Annotated in this window: 8 protein-coding genes and 1 riboswitch; all 8 genes read left to right on the top strand. The window is 53.8% G+C overall.

Annotated elements, in window-relative coordinates:
• The first annotated feature begins 81 nt into the window (after nucleotides 1-81).
• The 8 genes from NYE33_RS00820 to NYE33_RS00785 all read left to right on the top strand — a co-directional run bounded on the left by NYE33_RS00820 (nucleotide 82) and on the right by NYE33_RS00785 (nucleotide 16,022).
• Nucleotides 82-1,581 carry a DUF58 domain-containing protein gene (locus NYE33_RS00820; protein WP_341064432.1) on the top strand — a complete coding sequence of 500 codons (1,500 nt, stop codon included), beginning with the start codon at nucleotides 82-84 and terminating at the stop codon, nucleotides 1,579-1,581.
• A 28-nt stretch (nucleotides 1,582-1,609) separates the two neighbouring features.
• The gene (locus NYE33_RS00815; protein ID WP_341064431.1) at nucleotides 1,610-4,207 is read left to right on the top strand and encodes a DUF4129 domain-containing transglutaminase family protein; all 2,598 of its coding nucleotides are present in this window, start codon (nucleotides 1,610-1,612) and stop codon (nucleotides 4,205-4,207) included.
• A gap of 695 nt (nucleotides 4,208-4,902) precedes the next feature.
• Nucleotides 4,903-6,441, top strand: coding sequence for a glutamine-hydrolyzing GMP synthase (gene guaA / locus NYE33_RS00810; protein WP_039309743.1), 1,539 nt, complete (start codon nucleotides 4,903-4,905; stop codon nucleotides 6,439-6,441).
• A gap of 381 nt (nucleotides 6,442-6,822) precedes the next feature.
• Nucleotides 6,823-6,922, top strand: a riboswitch (purine riboswitch).
• A 124-nt stretch (nucleotides 6,923-7,046) separates the two neighbouring features.
• Nucleotides 7,047-8,447 carry an NCS2 family permease gene (locus NYE33_RS00805; RefSeq protein ID WP_039309746.1) on the top strand — a complete coding sequence of 467 codons (1,401 nt, stop codon included), beginning with the start codon at nucleotides 7,047-7,049 and terminating at the stop codon, nucleotides 8,445-8,447.
• Between the two features lie 290 nt (nucleotides 8,448-8,737).
• Nucleotides 8,738-10,732: a hypothetical protein gene (locus NYE33_RS00800; protein ID WP_341064430.1), complete on the top strand. Its 1,995-nt coding sequence runs from the start codon at nucleotides 8,738-8,740 to the stop codon at nucleotides 10,730-10,732.
• Nucleotides 10,729-14,568, top strand: coding sequence for a phospholipid carrier-dependent glycosyltransferase (locus tag NYE33_RS00795; protein WP_341064428.1), 3,840 nt, complete (start codon nucleotides 10,729-10,731; stop codon nucleotides 14,566-14,568). Before NYE33_RS00800 ends, NYE33_RS00795 begins: the two co-directional genes overlap by 4 nt.
• Nucleotides 14,569-14,650: 82 nt before the next feature.
• The gene (locus NYE33_RS00790; protein ID WP_076246315.1) at nucleotides 14,651-15,628 is read left to right on the top strand and encodes a glycosyltransferase family 2 protein; all 978 of its coding nucleotides are present in this window, start codon (nucleotides 14,651-14,653) and stop codon (nucleotides 15,626-15,628) included.
• Nucleotides 15,618-16,022, top strand: a complete 405-nt coding sequence (locus NYE33_RS00785) for a GtrA family protein (protein ID WP_042133375.1) — start codon at nucleotides 15,618-15,620, stop codon at nucleotides 16,020-16,022. The genes NYE33_RS00790 and NYE33_RS00785 overlap by 11 nt, the downstream gene beginning before the upstream one ends.
• Nucleotides 16,023-16,036: the final 14 nt, after the last annotated feature.

Genomic DNA, 16,036 nt, shown 5'->3' with positions numbered 1-16,036 from the left:
TTTGATGGAAAGAATAGATAGTAATAGGCTCCCGGAAGCCGAATAGCCAGTGAAATTGCGGGCAGGCGGGGGAGCTAGTCTATGACCGAAAGAAGGGTGTCATCCTTGTCCTCCTCATCATTGATAGATCAGATCAAATATGAGCATGGAAAGCGGGATAGTTCCGGGAAATCTGCGGCTGCGTTCCTGTCCCGCCGGCGTGTCCGCAGCACTGTACAGGAGTGGGCGCGGATGCTGCTATTAACCGCAGCAGTCTTAGGGTTATATCTGTGGCGGGGCGGAGAATCACTGTTGCTGCTTCTGACGGCTGGCGTAATTGTAATGTCCGGCGGGCTGCTCATGCATCTCTGCGGTCCACGGAGGGCAGCCGTTCTCCGCACAATAACTCCCGCACGCCCGTCGGCCGGGGATACCGTTACCGTTAAGGTACAGATCAGCTTTGTCTCCAAGATCCCGCTTCCATGGATAGTTGTTGCCGATTACTGGAGTGAAGGCAGCCATCAGGAGCTGCTGTTTCCCGGATTCCGGCGCTCCTTCACTTATTCGTATGAACTGAAGTCTGTTCCCAGAGGGGTCCACCAGCTTTACGGCTGCGGTGTCACCTGGGGGGATCTGCCTGGTTTGTTCACTGGCGGCTGTCAGCCGGGCGGCAAAGAGAGCTTCAAGGTGCTCCCGAAGGCGCTGTATCTGGCCGGCAGCTTGCCGGATAACCGTGTAATGCCGGGAGACCGGATGCTTCCCGGACGGGGGAAGCAGGGCAGTGCAGAAGCAGCGGATATCCGTGACTATGCCCCCGGTGATCCGCTCAGCCGGATTCACTGGAAGAACAGCGCCCGCAAGGGAACCCTGCAGAGCAGAGTACCTGAACGGGAAGCCGGGCAAATGACCTGTATCGTGCTTGCCAATTCTCCGGAGGATTATGAGGTTCCTTACGGTGCCCTGGTACCTCGCGGGCAGCGCGGAACGGTTATGCCTGCTTTTGAACGGGCGGTGTCGGCGGCAATGGGACTGATGCTCTCTGCCGAACGTTCCAGCAGTTACCTGCAGCTCTTCAGCGGCGGCTGGCCTGAAGGGATGGCCAGATATGAAGGCCTGGGTCAAATCCCCGGCAGGGTACAAGACCTGCTGACGGAAATATCCCCATCCGGCTCACAGAGTCTCAGCCGGCTGCTGGAGGATGCTTCGCGGGGCTGGATTCCCGGTATGACGGTGTCTGTCATTACCGGCCGGCTTGAAGAAGAGTCTGCCCGGACGCTTGCCCGCTTTTTGGTCCAGGGAATTAAGGTCGAGCTGTACTATGTCTGGGATCAGCCCTCTCCGGGGGGAGGACCGGCAGAAGATCCGGTACGGAGTTCAACCGGAACCAAAGAGGCCAGGGAAGGATTCCCTGAGCCTAAAGAGAGTTATCCGGCTGTTAAGTATAGCCCTGGTTCCGGCGGCAAGCAGCGTACATCGGGCACTATAGCCGGAAGTCTGATGCGGCTGGGTGCGCGGATCCATTGTCTGAACGATGTCTCTCCTGCACAAGGGTACAAGGGGGCGGAGTATTATGGATATCCGGGCCAACCGACATCGCATTAGGGTTACTCCAGCAGACTTAGGGGGCCCTGTGAATTCTCCAGGGGGCAGCCGGCAGCCGGAAGCGGAAAGTACGGAGAACAGCTTCGCCGATAAAAGGGAGAGCAGTCCCCTGTATTATCGCGGGCTGTTCTCTTTAGCTATTATGGGGATGTTCACCCTGTGGCTGCTGCCGCTCAAGCGGCTGGCCGCATCGGCGGATACCGCCGAGCTTCTGAAGCTCCTGATGCTCTCGGCTGCCGGACTGCTGTTATGGGGATGTATTCAGCTTCCCCGCCTTCTGCAGGCCTGCGGGCAGTTCCTCCTGATCTTCCTGACCTGGTTCTACCTGTGCGCGGCACAGGAAGGAACTGCCTGGCTGCTGCTCTATGCAGCAGATATCCGTGAGGATGCCCTTCTGCTCCTGTCAGGCCGGATTTCAGCCTTAAGTGAGGACAGCCGGCTGCTGATTCTGGTGCTTGGCTGGGGCCTGTTAGTGTCATCTGTCCAGCAGCTGGCTCTTTACAGGGGAAGTATCACCTTATTTACAGGTGTAACCCTGGTATATCTGCTGGCGCTCGATATGGTCTATGCTGTCGATACGTCCGGTGATGTACTGGTCTCAGCGGGGCTGATTCTCTGGATGCGGTCATTAAGCGGACTGCTCCGTCTGCAGGAGCGGACAGGAAGCCACGCTCTTCCTTACGCCCGCTGGGGAATATGGGCGTTCTCTACAGCGGTGGCCGTGACGGTGGCAGCCTGGATAGGCGGGCAGGGACTCGGTGCCCGGCCAGTGGTTCCCATTACACTGCAGCCGGTTCTAAACAAGCTGGAGAATTGGGCGGAAACGCAAAGGCCCGGAGAATCTGCCGGACCTCAGGCGGCCAGCACCGGTTACAGTGCGGGAGACGGGGAGCTGGGAATGCCCTTGTCGCCCAGCAGAGAGGCCGTCTTTAGCGTAACGGCTGCCCGTCCGTCCTACTGGCGGGGAGAAAGCATAGCTTATTATGACGGCCGCCGCTGGATCAGAAGCGGGGTGTCCTATGAACCGCTTAATTTAACGAGCCTCCCGGTTGCGGAGCCGGAAGCGGCCGGGCCAGCGCCGCTCATTCAGCGGATTCAGTTCGCCAAGCCTTCATCCGGCGGGCTTCCTCTCTTCAGCGCCGGCACGGCAGTCGATGTACAGAATATCCGGCTGGCTGATGGGAGCCAGCTTGGTTATGTCCTTGCGAACGGCGAGAAGAGCAGCTTCCGGCTGCCGGAGGTCTCCGGGTCCGCCAAGTTAACGGAATATACGGTGAAGTCCGTGCTTCCGGAAAGTGATCCGGCTGTGCTGCGCAAGCTGCAGGGGATTGATCCTGAGCGGGTGAGCAGTCTGTATTTGCAGCTCCCCGCAGCCGTGCCGGAGCGGGTGAGGCTTCTGGCAGAGCAGCTTACCGCTGCTGCGGCTAACCGTTATGATGCCGCTGCTGCGGTTGCAGATTATTTGCAAACCGGCTACACCTACACCCTGCAGACCCGAGTGCCGCCGTCCGGTGCCGATTTCGCCGACGATTTCCTCTTCGGGACCCGGCAGGGCTACTGCGTGCATTTCGCCACGGCGATGACGGTCCTGCTGCGCAGCAGCGGCATTCCGGCCCGTTACGTCCAGGGCTACGGCCCGGGGACGCTTGTGGCCGGCTCCATGCCGCAGCGCTACAATGTGACTGGAGGCGATGCCCACGCCTGGGTCGAGGTCTATTTCCCCGGCGCCGGCTGGGTTCCCTTCGACCCCACGCCTGCTGCCTCCGCCGCTGCCGCAGGCGCGGCCGAGACGAATCCGGCGGCTGCATCCGCGTCGCCGGGAGCCCGCATGTCCGCTGCACAGCTCGCGGACGCTCTGTCCGCCGCCCTGCCGCAGGCGGGCGGCACAGCTCCGGCGCCGCTTGCCGCAGCGGCGCTGGGGCTGGCCGCCGCCATCCGCTGGCGGCGTTGCCTGGCCCTGCTGCCGGCGGTGCGCCGCGCCGGCAGATTAAGCCGTGAGCGGCAGCTTCGCGCCGCCGCTCTGGCCTGGCACGGGCTGGCGGCGCGGTATGGGCCGCCGCTGCCCGGGGTTACCGCCAGGGAGTACGCAGACTCCCTGGCCATTGAGGACGGGCGGCTGCGCGCCGCCGTCCGGGACTTCGTACGCCAGTGGGAAACCCTGGCGTACAGCGGATGCACGGGCGGGCTTGCCGCCCGCGCGCAGCCATCGCACCGGGGCGCAGTCGTCGCGGACCCGCAATCGCCGTGCCCCGGCGCAGGCGTCACGGTCCCGCAATCGCCGTGCCCCGGCGCAGGCGTCACGGTCCCGCAATCGCCGTGCCCCGGCGCAGTCGTCGCGGACCCGCAATCGCCGTGCCCCGGCGCAGTCGTCGCGGACCCGCAATCGCCGTGCCCCGGCGCAGGCGTCACGGTCCCGCAATCGCCGTGCCCCGGCGTAGCCGGCGCGGTTCCGCAGCCCCCGCGCCCCGGCGCATCCGGCGCGGTTCCGCAGCTCCCGCGTCCCGGCGCCTCCGACCCGGTCCCGCAACCCCTGCGCTCCAGTGCTCCTGCCAAGGATGCGGAAGCCAATGACGCTGCCGCGTTTATTGCCAGATGTTTGACGATTACATTCCGTCTGACCCGATAAGATGAAAAGGCGTTCACTGCTAATGCAGCGAGCGCCTTTTCATTTACATCAATATTTAAGCTGAACTTGGATGCCAACTGAAATCCTGCACGAAATACAACAATCTCCTCATAATAACGAGCCAAATCAGAAATTGTTGTATAAAAAGCAGCTTTTCCCCATAATCAGGCAGCTAAGCGCATCAATTCCTGCATTTCATACAACAATTGTTACGAATCCCCCAGTATTCATGAATCCATGTTGTAATACTTACAACATTTAGGCCTTTCTTTACAGGTGAACTTAAGTGAGCCCGCTTTGCTGCTGTGCGGCGCCCCGGAGAGTACAGCGTGACCCTTGGAGGGCTGCAAAAGTATAGCTCTGGCGTATTAGTTGGTTTTCCGGCGTATTAGTTAGTTCATAGTAACTTCCCCGGTGTCGCCCGCCGGCTAGCCCTCTGTTCTGTCCAGCATATGACGGCATTCCTGAAAGAGGAAATCACTTGTTAGCAGCGGTAGCGTCACACTTTTCCCCAGCATGCAAACGTGGAAGCGGATACGCATTCCAAGATCTGGATACTGTCTTTACAGGCTCCCCTAAATCGCCCCAGACCCCGTCACATATGGGAGAAATCCCCGAAGACAAGACGTCTCCTTTCCTTGACGCTGAGAATTAACCATGAGTATAATGAATCCAATAATCAAGGGAGGCAAGTAATGAACAAGCCAAATGAAATTATCGTTGTTCTGGATTTCGGGGGACAGTATAACCAGCTTATCGCGCGCAGAATTCGGGACCTGGGGGTATACAGCGAGCTTCTGCCGTACAATACACCAATGGAGAAGATAAAGGCACTGTCGCCAAAAGGGATTGTTTTCTCAGGCGGGCCAAGCAGTGTGTACGCTGAGGATGCACCACATGTAGATCCGGCGATTTATGAACTCGGACTTCCGATCTTCGGAATCTGTTACGGGATGCAACTGATGGCCCAGCAGCAGGGCGGCAAGGTAGAACGCGCATCCAAGCGGGAATACGGCAAAGCGGATGTGGAATTCTCGCCAGGGTCTGTGCTTGCAGCAGGTCTTGAGAGCAATCAGACCGTATGGATGAGCCACGGTGACCATGTTGTGGAGCTTCCGGAAGGCTTTAAGCTGGACGCCGGGACAGAGAGTGCTCCAATCGCAGCTATGAGCAATGATGCACGCAAATTCTTCGCCGTACAGTTCCACCCTGAGGTGCGCCACTCTGTGAACGGGAATGAGATGATTTCGAACTTCCTGTATGAGGTCTGCGGCTGCGAGGGCAAATGGACGATGGAGTCGTTTATTGACGATGCCATTAAGGATATCCGGGACAAAGTCGGCGACAAAAAAGTGCTCTGCGCACTCAGCGGCGGTGTAGATTCCTCTGTTGTGGCTATGCTGATTCACCGTGCCATCGGCGACCAGCTGACTTGTATGTTCATTGACCACGGCCTTCTGCGCAAAGGTGAAGCGGAGAGCGTTATGGAGACTTTTGTCGGCAAATTCGATATCCATGTGGTCAAAATCGACGCCCGTGACCGCTTCCTCGGCAAGCTGGCCGGTGTTTCCGATCCCGAACAGAAACGTAAGATCATCGGCAATGAATTCATTTATTGCTTCGACGAAGAATCGGCCAAGCTGGGTGATTTCGCGTTCCTGGCACAAGGCACACTGTATACAGATATCGTGGAGAGCGGTACAGCAACGGCTCAGACCATTAAGTCCCACCATAATGTAGGCGGGCTGCCTGAAGATATGAAATTCAGTCTGATCGAGCCGCTGAACACCCTGTTCAAGGATGAGGTCCGCAAGCTGGGTGAGGAGCTCGGAATGCCGCATGCCATCGTCTGGCGTCAGCCTTTCCCGGGTCCGGGTCTGGCCATCCGTGTTCTGGGTGAAGTAACCGAAGAGAAGCTGACTATTGTTCGTGATTCGGACTTTATCCTGCGTGAAGAGATTGCCAAAGCCGGTCTCGACCGTGAAATCTGGCAGTATTTCACTGCATTGCCTAACATGAAGAGTGTTGGCGTTATGGGCGACGAGCGTACGTATTCCTATACCGTAGGTATCCGCGCTGTAACTTCCGTAGATGGAATGACCGCAGACTGGGCGCGTATTCCGTGGGATATTCTGGAGAAAATCTCCGTCCGCATCGTCAACGAAGTGGATAACGTCAACCGTATCGTGTACGACATTACTTCGAAGCCGCCTGCAACGATTGAGTGGGAATAGGCCTCATCAACAGCTGACTATCAAATTCCGGAGCCGGAACGCCTTCACTGGCGTTTCCGGCTTTTTTGCTGATATAAGGGCAAGCCGTTTCTATTTGAGAATCTTCTCTTTTCTGTCCTGCATACAAACGGAAGGACAGTCAAATGCTATACACAGAAAATGATGCCACCCGGCTATCCCGCTTAGCGCTCCATCATACGTGTATAACCTGGCTTAAGTACAGTACCGTCCGCGTTTATACCGCGATGTTTGGCGGATCATCCCTGTACCAAGCGAAATTTGTCATGAAAATGTTCGATTTACGAACAATTGTATAAACCTTACGCTTAATGTTCGTATTTACCATTGACAACTCATGTCATATACACCTAAAATGATAAAGCGCTACAGCAAATACATATTCGTATAATTCCGGGGATTGGCCTGGAAGTCTCTACGAGGTCACCGTAATGACCTGGCTACGATTAAGAAGAGCAGCTTACCTGGAATTCCGGTTAACACCGGATATGCCGGGCAAGACTCTCTTTTTTCGGGCCGGTGTCTTCCCAGATGCCGGCTTTTCTGTTGCTGTGATGGCATAACATACACCTTAGGGGGAGAACAATTTGAATCGCTTTTTCAAGTTGAAAGAGAACGGCACCACAGTACGCACAGAGATCATGGCCGGTTTGACCACGTTTATGGCAATGGCTTATATCCTATCGGTTAATCCCAATACCCTGACTGCCTTTGGCCGCATTGATATGGGCTGGTATTCCGTATTCCTGGCTACAGCACTTGCAGCAGGTATTTTCACAATTGCCATGGGATTATTCATTAACTTCCCGGTAGCTCTGGCACCTGGTATGGGCCTTAATGCATATTTTGCTTCCGTAGTGTTGTCTTCGGCAACCACCGAACATGAGTTTACCTGGCAAATGGGTCTTACTGCGGTATTTATCTCCGGTATCATCTTCATCCTGCTGACCGTTACCCGGGTCCGGCAAATATTGCTTACCGCAATTCCTGACAGCCTGAAGCATGCCATCACGGTCGGTATCGGGATGTTCATCACCATTATCGGCCTGAAGAACAGCGGATTGATGACGATCGGCGTTGAAGCCGGTAATGACATTGCCGCTAATAAATTCACGGATGTTCTTTCCTTCGAAACTGTAATTCATATGGGCAGCCTGGAGAACACCGATGTTCAGCTCGTAATTATCGGCCTGCTGCTGATTTCCATCCTGATGGTGCTGCGCGTACGCGGCGCAATCCTGTTCGGTATTCTGGGTACTACGCTGGCTGCGATCCTGATGGGCGCTGTAGATTTCAGTTCCATTAATGATTCACAAGCCCATTGGATTCCGGACTTCACGCAACTCAACTTCTGGGAATTTGACTGGGAAGGCATCATGCACACCGGTATCGTTTCCGCAATTGCTACCTTTACCTTTGTAGAATTGTTTGATACCTTCGGTACACTTGTAGGTACTGCCGAACGTGCAGGAATCATGAAGGATGCTGAAGAAGGCAAAAGACGTGTTGGTAACGCCATGTTTGTAGATGCAGTAGCCGTTGCCGGTGGTGCGATGCTGGGTACTTCCACAACCACTGCTTATGTTGAGAGTGCTGCCGGTGTAGCTGAAGGCGGACGTACGGGTCTGACTGCAGTAACTACAGGCGTGTGCTTCCTGCTCGCATTGTTCCTGGCTCCGATTGTAGCGCTTATTCCCGGCCCTGCAACAGCCGCTGCACTGATTATTGTCGGTGTCCTGATGGCCCAATCCATCCGCGACATTGATTTCCAGGACATGGTCCTGGCGATCCCGGCCTTCCTTACCTTTGTTATTATGCCTTTCACTTACAACATCGCTAACGGTATTTCGTTCGGGATTGTCACTTATGTTATTCTGGCTTGCGTAGCGAATCTGGCCGGCAAGAAGAAATATGATATCCACTGGATGATGTGGGTACTGGCTGTTCTGATTATTCTGCGTTATGTTCTGATCGGCAGCCAAGGCTAAGAGAGAACGACATCCGTCTTTAAGTACACGGTTCCTTCATTAATATGAAGGGGCCGTTTTTTTTATAAAAATATAAGAATTTATTTGCTTCACGCTATCAATTATCCTTCTATTTCTCGCTGAAACGGTACCGTCCTTATAGAAGGACGGCAAAGCCGTTTCTACTTGTTATAGAAATGTTCGGTTTCACTGGAGAATCCCTCATAAGGAGGCTGCAGCCGGGGTTAACCTCTGCTTTACCCTTTTCTTCATCCAGTATTTAGATTATATTGTTGAAGAGGTGATAAACGTTGTCCGGCTTACTTACGAGAGCTTACAAGTCCTGCATTAACAATCCCTGGCCGTACCTATTGTTTCTGCTGGGGGCAATCGTTCGTATCATATACATAAATTCTATTCCTCCGGGACTGAACCAGGATGAAGCATCTATCGGCTATGATGCTTACGCCATTCTTCACTACGGAATGGACCGCAATGGTGTACATCTGCCCGTTCATCTTATCGCCTGGGGCAGCGGACAGAATGCGCTGTATGCCTACTTGTCCATGCCGTTTATTCTGCTGTTTGGCCTGACGCCGCTGTCTGTGCGGGCACTCAGTCTGGTCATGGGCTTACTGGCCATGATTGTCTTCTACCTGATTATGAAACGGCTGTCCGCCTCATCCGGAGCAGGAATCGCTGCCATGTTCTTTATTGCGATCAATCCCTGGCATATTATGATGTCCAGGTGGGCGCTGGAATCGAATCTGTTTCCTACGATGATTTTGATAGCTGTGTACCTTCTGCTAAGATCCTTCGACAATCCGCGATGGTTTTATGCGTTTACCGGCATGCTGGCCCTCTCGCTGTATGCCTATGGAACAGCTTACTTTTTTGTCCCGTTATTTGCGCTTGGTACGGCAATTCTTCTATTGTATAGCAAGATACTTAAGCTCAGGACTCTTGTGTGGAACAGCCTGCTGTTTGCAGCAATGGCCCTGCCTATACTATTATTTATTGTTATTAACCGTTACTCCATGCAGGACATAGCCACTCCATTGTTCACTATTCCCAAGCTTACGATGCCGCGTGTGGAGGAGATTTCATCCGTGTTCAGCGGACAGCTTGGGAGGGCAGCTGCGGATAACTTCAGTGCATTCAGCAAGCTTATGCTTAGCGGGACTGACGGCTTGCCATGGAATTCAATTTCTCCTTATGGCTATGCGTACCCGATCGCGCTTCCCTTTGCGCTGCTGGGGCTGGTTGTCCTCATACATTCGTGGTGGACCAGGCGGCGGGAGAACGCAGGGTATGGAGTGTTGCTGCTCTGGTTCCTGATTGCCGTGCTGATGGCGTTTATTACAAGTGTAAACATCAACCGGATCAATATTATTTTTTATCCGTTCATCATGCTGGTAAGCGCCGGATTTGTGTGGCTTGCGGGGAGAGTCAAGGGAGCTGCCGTATTGGCCGCTGCAGTGTTTACAATATTTTTTGTCCTGTTCTCAAGTGATTATTTCCGTGAGTTCCCCGGCCGGATCGGACCGGCTTTTTATGATTCTTTCGGTGAGGCGGTGCAGTATGCCTCCGAACACAGCCCGGGAGAAATCTATATTACCAATAATGTGAATATGCCCTACATTTATGTGCTGTTCTATGAGCGGATCAATCCGCATGACTTCCAGGATTCCGCCGTTTATGCTAATCCGGGAGAAGCTTTCCAGCGTGTATCCTCCTTTGGGAGATACAGATTTGACGATTTGAACATGGTGCCTGCAAATGCCGCATATATCTTTGGGAATAGCTCTCCGCTTCCTGCGGCAGGTACAGAATATACAGTTAAGCGTTTCGCCAACTACAGCGTAATGCTTACTAAAGACAAAGCGGACGGGCTTCCGGCAGCTTCGGAGGTTCCCGCTGCTGAATTTAGGAACGGGGGGTTTGAAGAAGGGACTTCGGGCTGGACATTCTCTGCGGGAGCGGGAGTGGCTGACAATAAGCCTTACGCCGGAACTAGGCTGGCTTATCTTGATGCGGGAGCTGACAGGAGCGTGTCACAGGTTTTTGCCGCGGCAGCCGGTGACTACAAGCTATCCGCAATGGTTAGTGCAGGCGGCAGCGGCGGCGGGAAGATCGGAATCCGTGCAGCCGGCACTGTGCTGGCAGAAGCCGAACTGCAGGCGGGGGAAGATTATCATCAGGTTACACTTCCTGCGGTCACGCTGGAGCAGGGGATGCAGGCAGAAGTTTACATAACCGGCGGTAACGGCTGGATTAACATTGACGAGGTGAGGGTGGAACGATGACCAAGAATACACGTGCGGCGGCAACCGTTATACTGATGCTCTTATTATTTATTCTTCCTGTAACAAACGTTTATGCTGAGGGGAATTTACTGCAGAATCCGGGTTTTGAGGATGGGGAGGACGGTGCGCCTGCCAGCTGGAGCAAAGATATGTGGATCTCGGGCGATGCCTCCGGTCTGCTGTCCGTTCAGTCCGAGGATGTTCACTCCGGCAGCAAAGCGGCAGTCATTGAGAACCTTGAACCCAATCACCTGAAGTGGGTACAGACGGTTGCCGTCTCGCCGGACAGCTACTACAAGATCTCGGGTTATGTCAAAATAGTCAGTACAGCAGGCGGAGGAATGGGTGCTAATATATTCCCGGTCGGAATTGGCGGCGGTTATCCCGCCACCCAGGATACAGCTGGCGAATGGCAGTATCTCGAGTTCATCGGCCAGACCGGCAAAGAGCAGACCGAGATCGGGATAGGTGCTGCCCTGGGCGGATATGCCAACCTGATTCAGGGCAAGGCCTATTTCGATGATCTGTCCGTAGAACAGCTGGATGCTGCTCCGGAAGGCGCGAACATTGTATCGCTGGACAGCGGAGCACCGGCGGCTGGGGCGGATGCGGGCGGCGGGAGCCAGCCGGCAGAAACACCGCATAAGGTGTCACCTGCCAAGCTGCTGCTGATATCGGCAGTGTTCAGTGTGTTCTTTGCTCTTTTATATCACAGAGCCTTCAGCAGTAAACGCCTGCTGAACCAGCAGGATGTGATCTATACACGCTGGCTGTATGTCCTGTTTGGTGTAGCATTCATTCTGCGGATCTGGATTGGCCTGACTGCGCAGGGCTATCAGAATGATATGAATACATTCATGGCTTGGAGCCATCGTCTGACAGACCTTGGTCCGGGCAAGTTCTATGAAGAAGGCTATTTCGCGGATTACCCCCCAGGCTACTTGTATGTGCTGTACCTGCTGAGTCTGCTCCGCGGATTGTTTAATTTTGCGGGCGGGTCAGGCGCAGAGACTGTGCTATATAAGCTGCCGGCCATCATCTCCGACCTCGTGCTCGGCTGGATCATCTACAAGGGCGCACGTGCCAAGATCGGACCCGGACTTGCGATCGGGCTGATGATGCTGTTCCTGTTTAACCCGGCAGTGCTGATGGACTCTGCAGCGTGGGGACAAGCAGACTCCTTCTTCCTCATCTTCCTGCTGCTCAGCATAATGGGAGTAGTGGATAGAACCTTTGTACGCGCAGCGATCTTTTTCGCCATTGCCACACTGATCAAACCGCAGGCGCTGATTTTCACACCGGTCCTGCTCTTTGCCTTCTATCATCACCGTGCCTGGAAGCAGCTTGCTCTGGGCGCTGTCTACGGACTGGGAATATTTGCTCTGCTCGCAGCCCCGTTCTTCTGGAATAACGGCGGTTTTGCCGGAGTGATTGATTTATATAAGAGCACTTTATCTTCTTATCCGTATTCTACAGTTAATGCATTCAATCTTTATGCTTTGACGGATCCGATGTGGTCAGCGCTTGATGTCACCTGGCTCGGCATACCTTACCGCATATGGGGGTTTATTTTCATACTTGTAGCGGTAGCTCTTGCAGCTTATTATTCCTTCAATACCAAGGACCGCAAGGATCTTTCTAAATCGTATTTCCTCGGCATGGTGCTGATCACGGTTGTCTTTGTATTTGGCACCAAAATGCATGAACGCTACCTGTATCCTGTTCTGCTCCTGTCTCTATTCACCTTCATTGAGAGCAAGGACCGGCGTTTCCTGACACTGTTTCTCGGATTCTCGCTGACTCAATATATTAATGTAGGCTATACGCTGGCCTATCTCAATACCGGCAGCAATCCGCCGACAGACGGAATTGTCCTGGTTACAGCGATTACTACCGTAGTTCTGGCATTATATCTGCTGTATGTTGGGTACGATGTATATATCCGCAAAGCAACAAAGCTCCTGCCAGAGCCTGTTACAACGCAGGCTGCATTTGAAGCAGATGTGCGGCTTGCAGAGGGGATTCAGCCCCTTGCCAAGCAGGAACGGCGTTCCCCGCTGAAGCTGCAGCGCAGAGATTGGATCTGGATGATCGCGATCACGGTACTCTATGGAGCGCTTGCGCTTTATCATCTGGGGGACAACAAGTCGCCTGAAACCCTGTGGGAGCCTGCCGCCAGCGGCGAGAGCTTCTATGTGGATCTGGGGCAGGCCCACCAGCTGGAGCGGGTAAATATCTTCGGCGGTGTCGGCACAGGCAAGTTTCAGCTGGAGTTCAGCCAGACTCCGGATAATTGGAGCAGCCCGCTTGATGTGAGCGAGGATGTCGGCAATGTCTTCATATGGAAAAGCCAGCCGCTGAACGTATCGGCAAGATACGTCAAGCTGACAGTCACCTCTCCGGGCTTCACCCTGAATGAAGTGGCTTTCTATGGCCAGGAGGCACCGAAGACGCCTCTGCAAATTGCCGGTGTTACACCGGATGCCGCTGCGGCCCCCAAAAGAGGGACGCCGGCCAATCTGTTCGATGAGCAGTCCATAATCCCGGAGAACTCGAATTTCATGAACAGTACGTATTTTGATGAAATCTATCATGCGCGGACAGCTTATGAACATTATCATGATATTGTCCCTTATGAGAATACGCACCCGCCGCTTGGCAAGCTGCTGATCGGTGCAGGCATGGAGCTGTTTGGCGTCAATCCGTTTGGCTGGCGTATCATCGGCACCCTGTTCGGCATTGCAATGCTGCCGCTGATCTATATCATGGCGATGCGGCTGTTCCGGAAGACTACCTATGCTGCATTAGCAGCCGGACTGTTCGCGCTGGACTTCATGCATTTCACCCAGACACGCATTTCAACGATTGATGTATACGGCGTATTCTTCATTATGCTGATGTTCTATTTCATGCAGCGGTATTATACGATGAACTTCTACCGTATGCCGCTGCGCACAACGCTGGTTCCGCTGTTCTGGTCCGGACTGTTCTTCGGAATCGGAGTTGCTTCCAAGTGGATTGTTCTCTACGGAGGGGCAGGACTTGCGGTGATGCTGGCACTGGCGCTGTTTGAGCGGTATAGGGAGTATAAGGCTGCAGGCCGTCTGCTGGCTGAGGGCAAGCTGACCGGTCAGGAGCTCAAAGCTGCCTGCCGGACAGCGGACCAATCCTTCTGGAAGAACACCATCATCACTTTGGCCAGCTGCATCGTATTTTTCATTGCTATCCCGGTTATCATCTATAGCCTGTCCTTTGTCCCGGCGCTCTCTGCTTCGGCGGAAGGCTTCACCATTAAGGGACTGATTGATGCCCAGAAAAATATGTACAACTATCACAGCCAGCTTGTAGCAACGCATCCGTTCGCCTCCTCCTGGTGGGAGTGGCCGTTCATGAAACGTCCGGTCTGGTTCTTCAGCGGCGGTGAAGGCTTGCCGGAAGGTAAGGCCAGCAGTATCGTGACCATGGGGAATCCCCTCATCTGGTGGACAGGAATCTTCGCTATGCTGGCAGCCGTGTGGCTTACCGTGAAACGCAGGGACAAGAATCTGTACATGATCTGGATCGGGTTCTTCTCACAGTATGTCCCGTGGATGCTTGTGCCGCGTGAGACGTTCCTGTACCATTATTTTGCGATGGTGCCATTTATGATTCTGTCGGTTGTCTATATCCTGAAGCTGCTTGACAGCAGATTCGGCGACGCCAAATATCTGCGGTATGCCTACGTGGCTGCTGCAGCCATCCTGTTTGTAATGTTCTATCCGGTGTTGTCCGGAATGCAGGTTAACAGCAGTTATATAAATACTGTACTGCGCTGGTTCCCTTCCTGGGTATTCTAGGGGGCACTATTTAAGAAGGCATATGTTTCAGAAGACAGTTTTATTGCGGGGTATCTCGTAGAAACTTATAGGAGGAACTAAGGTGAAAGCCAGATACAGTGTAATTGTCCCCATGTTCAATGAGGAGGAAGTCATTCAGGTAACCTATGAGCGGCTCAAAAAAGTAATGGATGGTTGCGGTGATTCCTATGAACTGGTTTTCGTCAATGACGGCAGCCGGGACCGCACGGCGGAGATCATGCGCGAGATCAGCAGCCGGGATGAGCATGTCAAGCTGATCGACTTCTCCCGTAATTTCGGCCACCAGGTGGCGATTACGGCTGGTATGGATTATGCCGAAGGCCAGGCAGTCGTGGTGATTGACGCAGATCTCCAGGATCCTCCTGAGGTTATTCTGCAGATGATTGCCAAGTGGAAAGAGGGCTACGAAGTCGTGTATGCCAAGCGGTTGAAGCGTCACGGGGAGACTTTCTTCAAGAAAGTCACCGCTAAGATCTTTTACCGCCTGCTCAGCAGTATGACCAGTGTTGAAATCCCTACCGATACCGGGGACTTCCGGCTGATCGACCGTAAAGTCTGTGATGTGCTGCGCGGTCTGAAGGAGAAGAACCGGTATGTCCGGGGTCTGGTAAGCTGGGTAGGCTTCCGGCAGACCATGGTAGAATATGTGCGGGAGGAGCGCTTTGCCGGGGAAACGAAATATCCGCTCAAGAAAATGATCCGGTTTGCGCTCGACGGCATCACCTCCTTTTCCCACAAACCGCTCAAAATCGCATCCTATATCGGATTCTTTCTGTCCTTTTCCAGCTTCATCTATCTGTTCCTGGTATTGTTCCAAAAAATCTTTACCTCCTGGACCGTACCCGGATGGGCATCTATAGTCGGCGTGAACCTGCTCTTCAACGGGATTGTGCTGATGCTGCTGGGGGTAATTGGTGAGTATATCGGACGGATCTATGATGAGTCGAAGGACAGACCGCTCTATATTGTACGTGAGACCAAAGGCTATCCGGATGCGGAAATAGAAGACACGCGGAAGGAAAGCGATTATGCCAGATAAGAAATGGAGTGCGGGGTTCATCCAGTTCCTGAAATTCAATGCGGTAGGCCTGCTGAATACACTGATTGATTTTGCTGTATTCACACTGCTGCATTCCCTTGGGATGATCAACACCCCTGCGCAGATTATTTCCTACAGCGCCGGTACGGCCAACAGCTTCTTCTGGAACAAAAAGGTAACCTTCCGTGATCGGGACAGAGGCAATAAAGAGGGCTTCGACCGGATGCAGCTGATCAGGTTTATCGTGCTGAATCTGTTGGTGCTGGGTATATCGGTGCTGCTGATTCATATATTGACCGATTCTCTCGGTATTCAAGTGCTGGTCGCCAAAGTGCTGGTCACATTTGTTACGGTGATCATTAATTTCTTCGGAAGCCGGAAATGGGTATTCTGATAATTAAGAAGCAT

It is taken from the genome of Paenibacillus sp. FSL R10-2199, from assembly GCF_038000235.1.
Lineage (GTDB): Bacteria > Bacillota > Bacilli > Paenibacillales > Paenibacillaceae > Paenibacillus_AQ > Paenibacillus_AQ phytohabitans.
Note: the sequence above shows the minus strand (reverse complement) of the source record. Positions and strands in the feature narration are given on the sequence as shown.

What these genes read in the sequence shown, in the direction of transcription:
- NYE33_RS00820 (WP_341064432.1), top strand. Translation starts at nt 82, where the DNA reads ATGACCGAAAGAAGGGTGTCATCCTTGTCCTCCTCATCATTGATAGAT.
- guaA (WP_039309743.1), top strand. Translation starts at nt 4,903, where the DNA reads ATGAACAAGCCAAATGAAATTATCGTTGTTCTGGATTTCGGGGGACAG.
- NYE33_RS00795 (WP_341064428.1), top strand. Translation starts at nt 10,729, where the DNA reads ATGACCAAGAATACACGTGCGGCGGCAACCGTTATACTGATGCTCTTA.
- NYE33_RS00785 (WP_042133375.1), top strand. Translation starts at nt 15,618, where the DNA reads ATGCCAGATAAGAAATGGAGTGCGGGGTTCATCCAGTTCCTGAAATTC.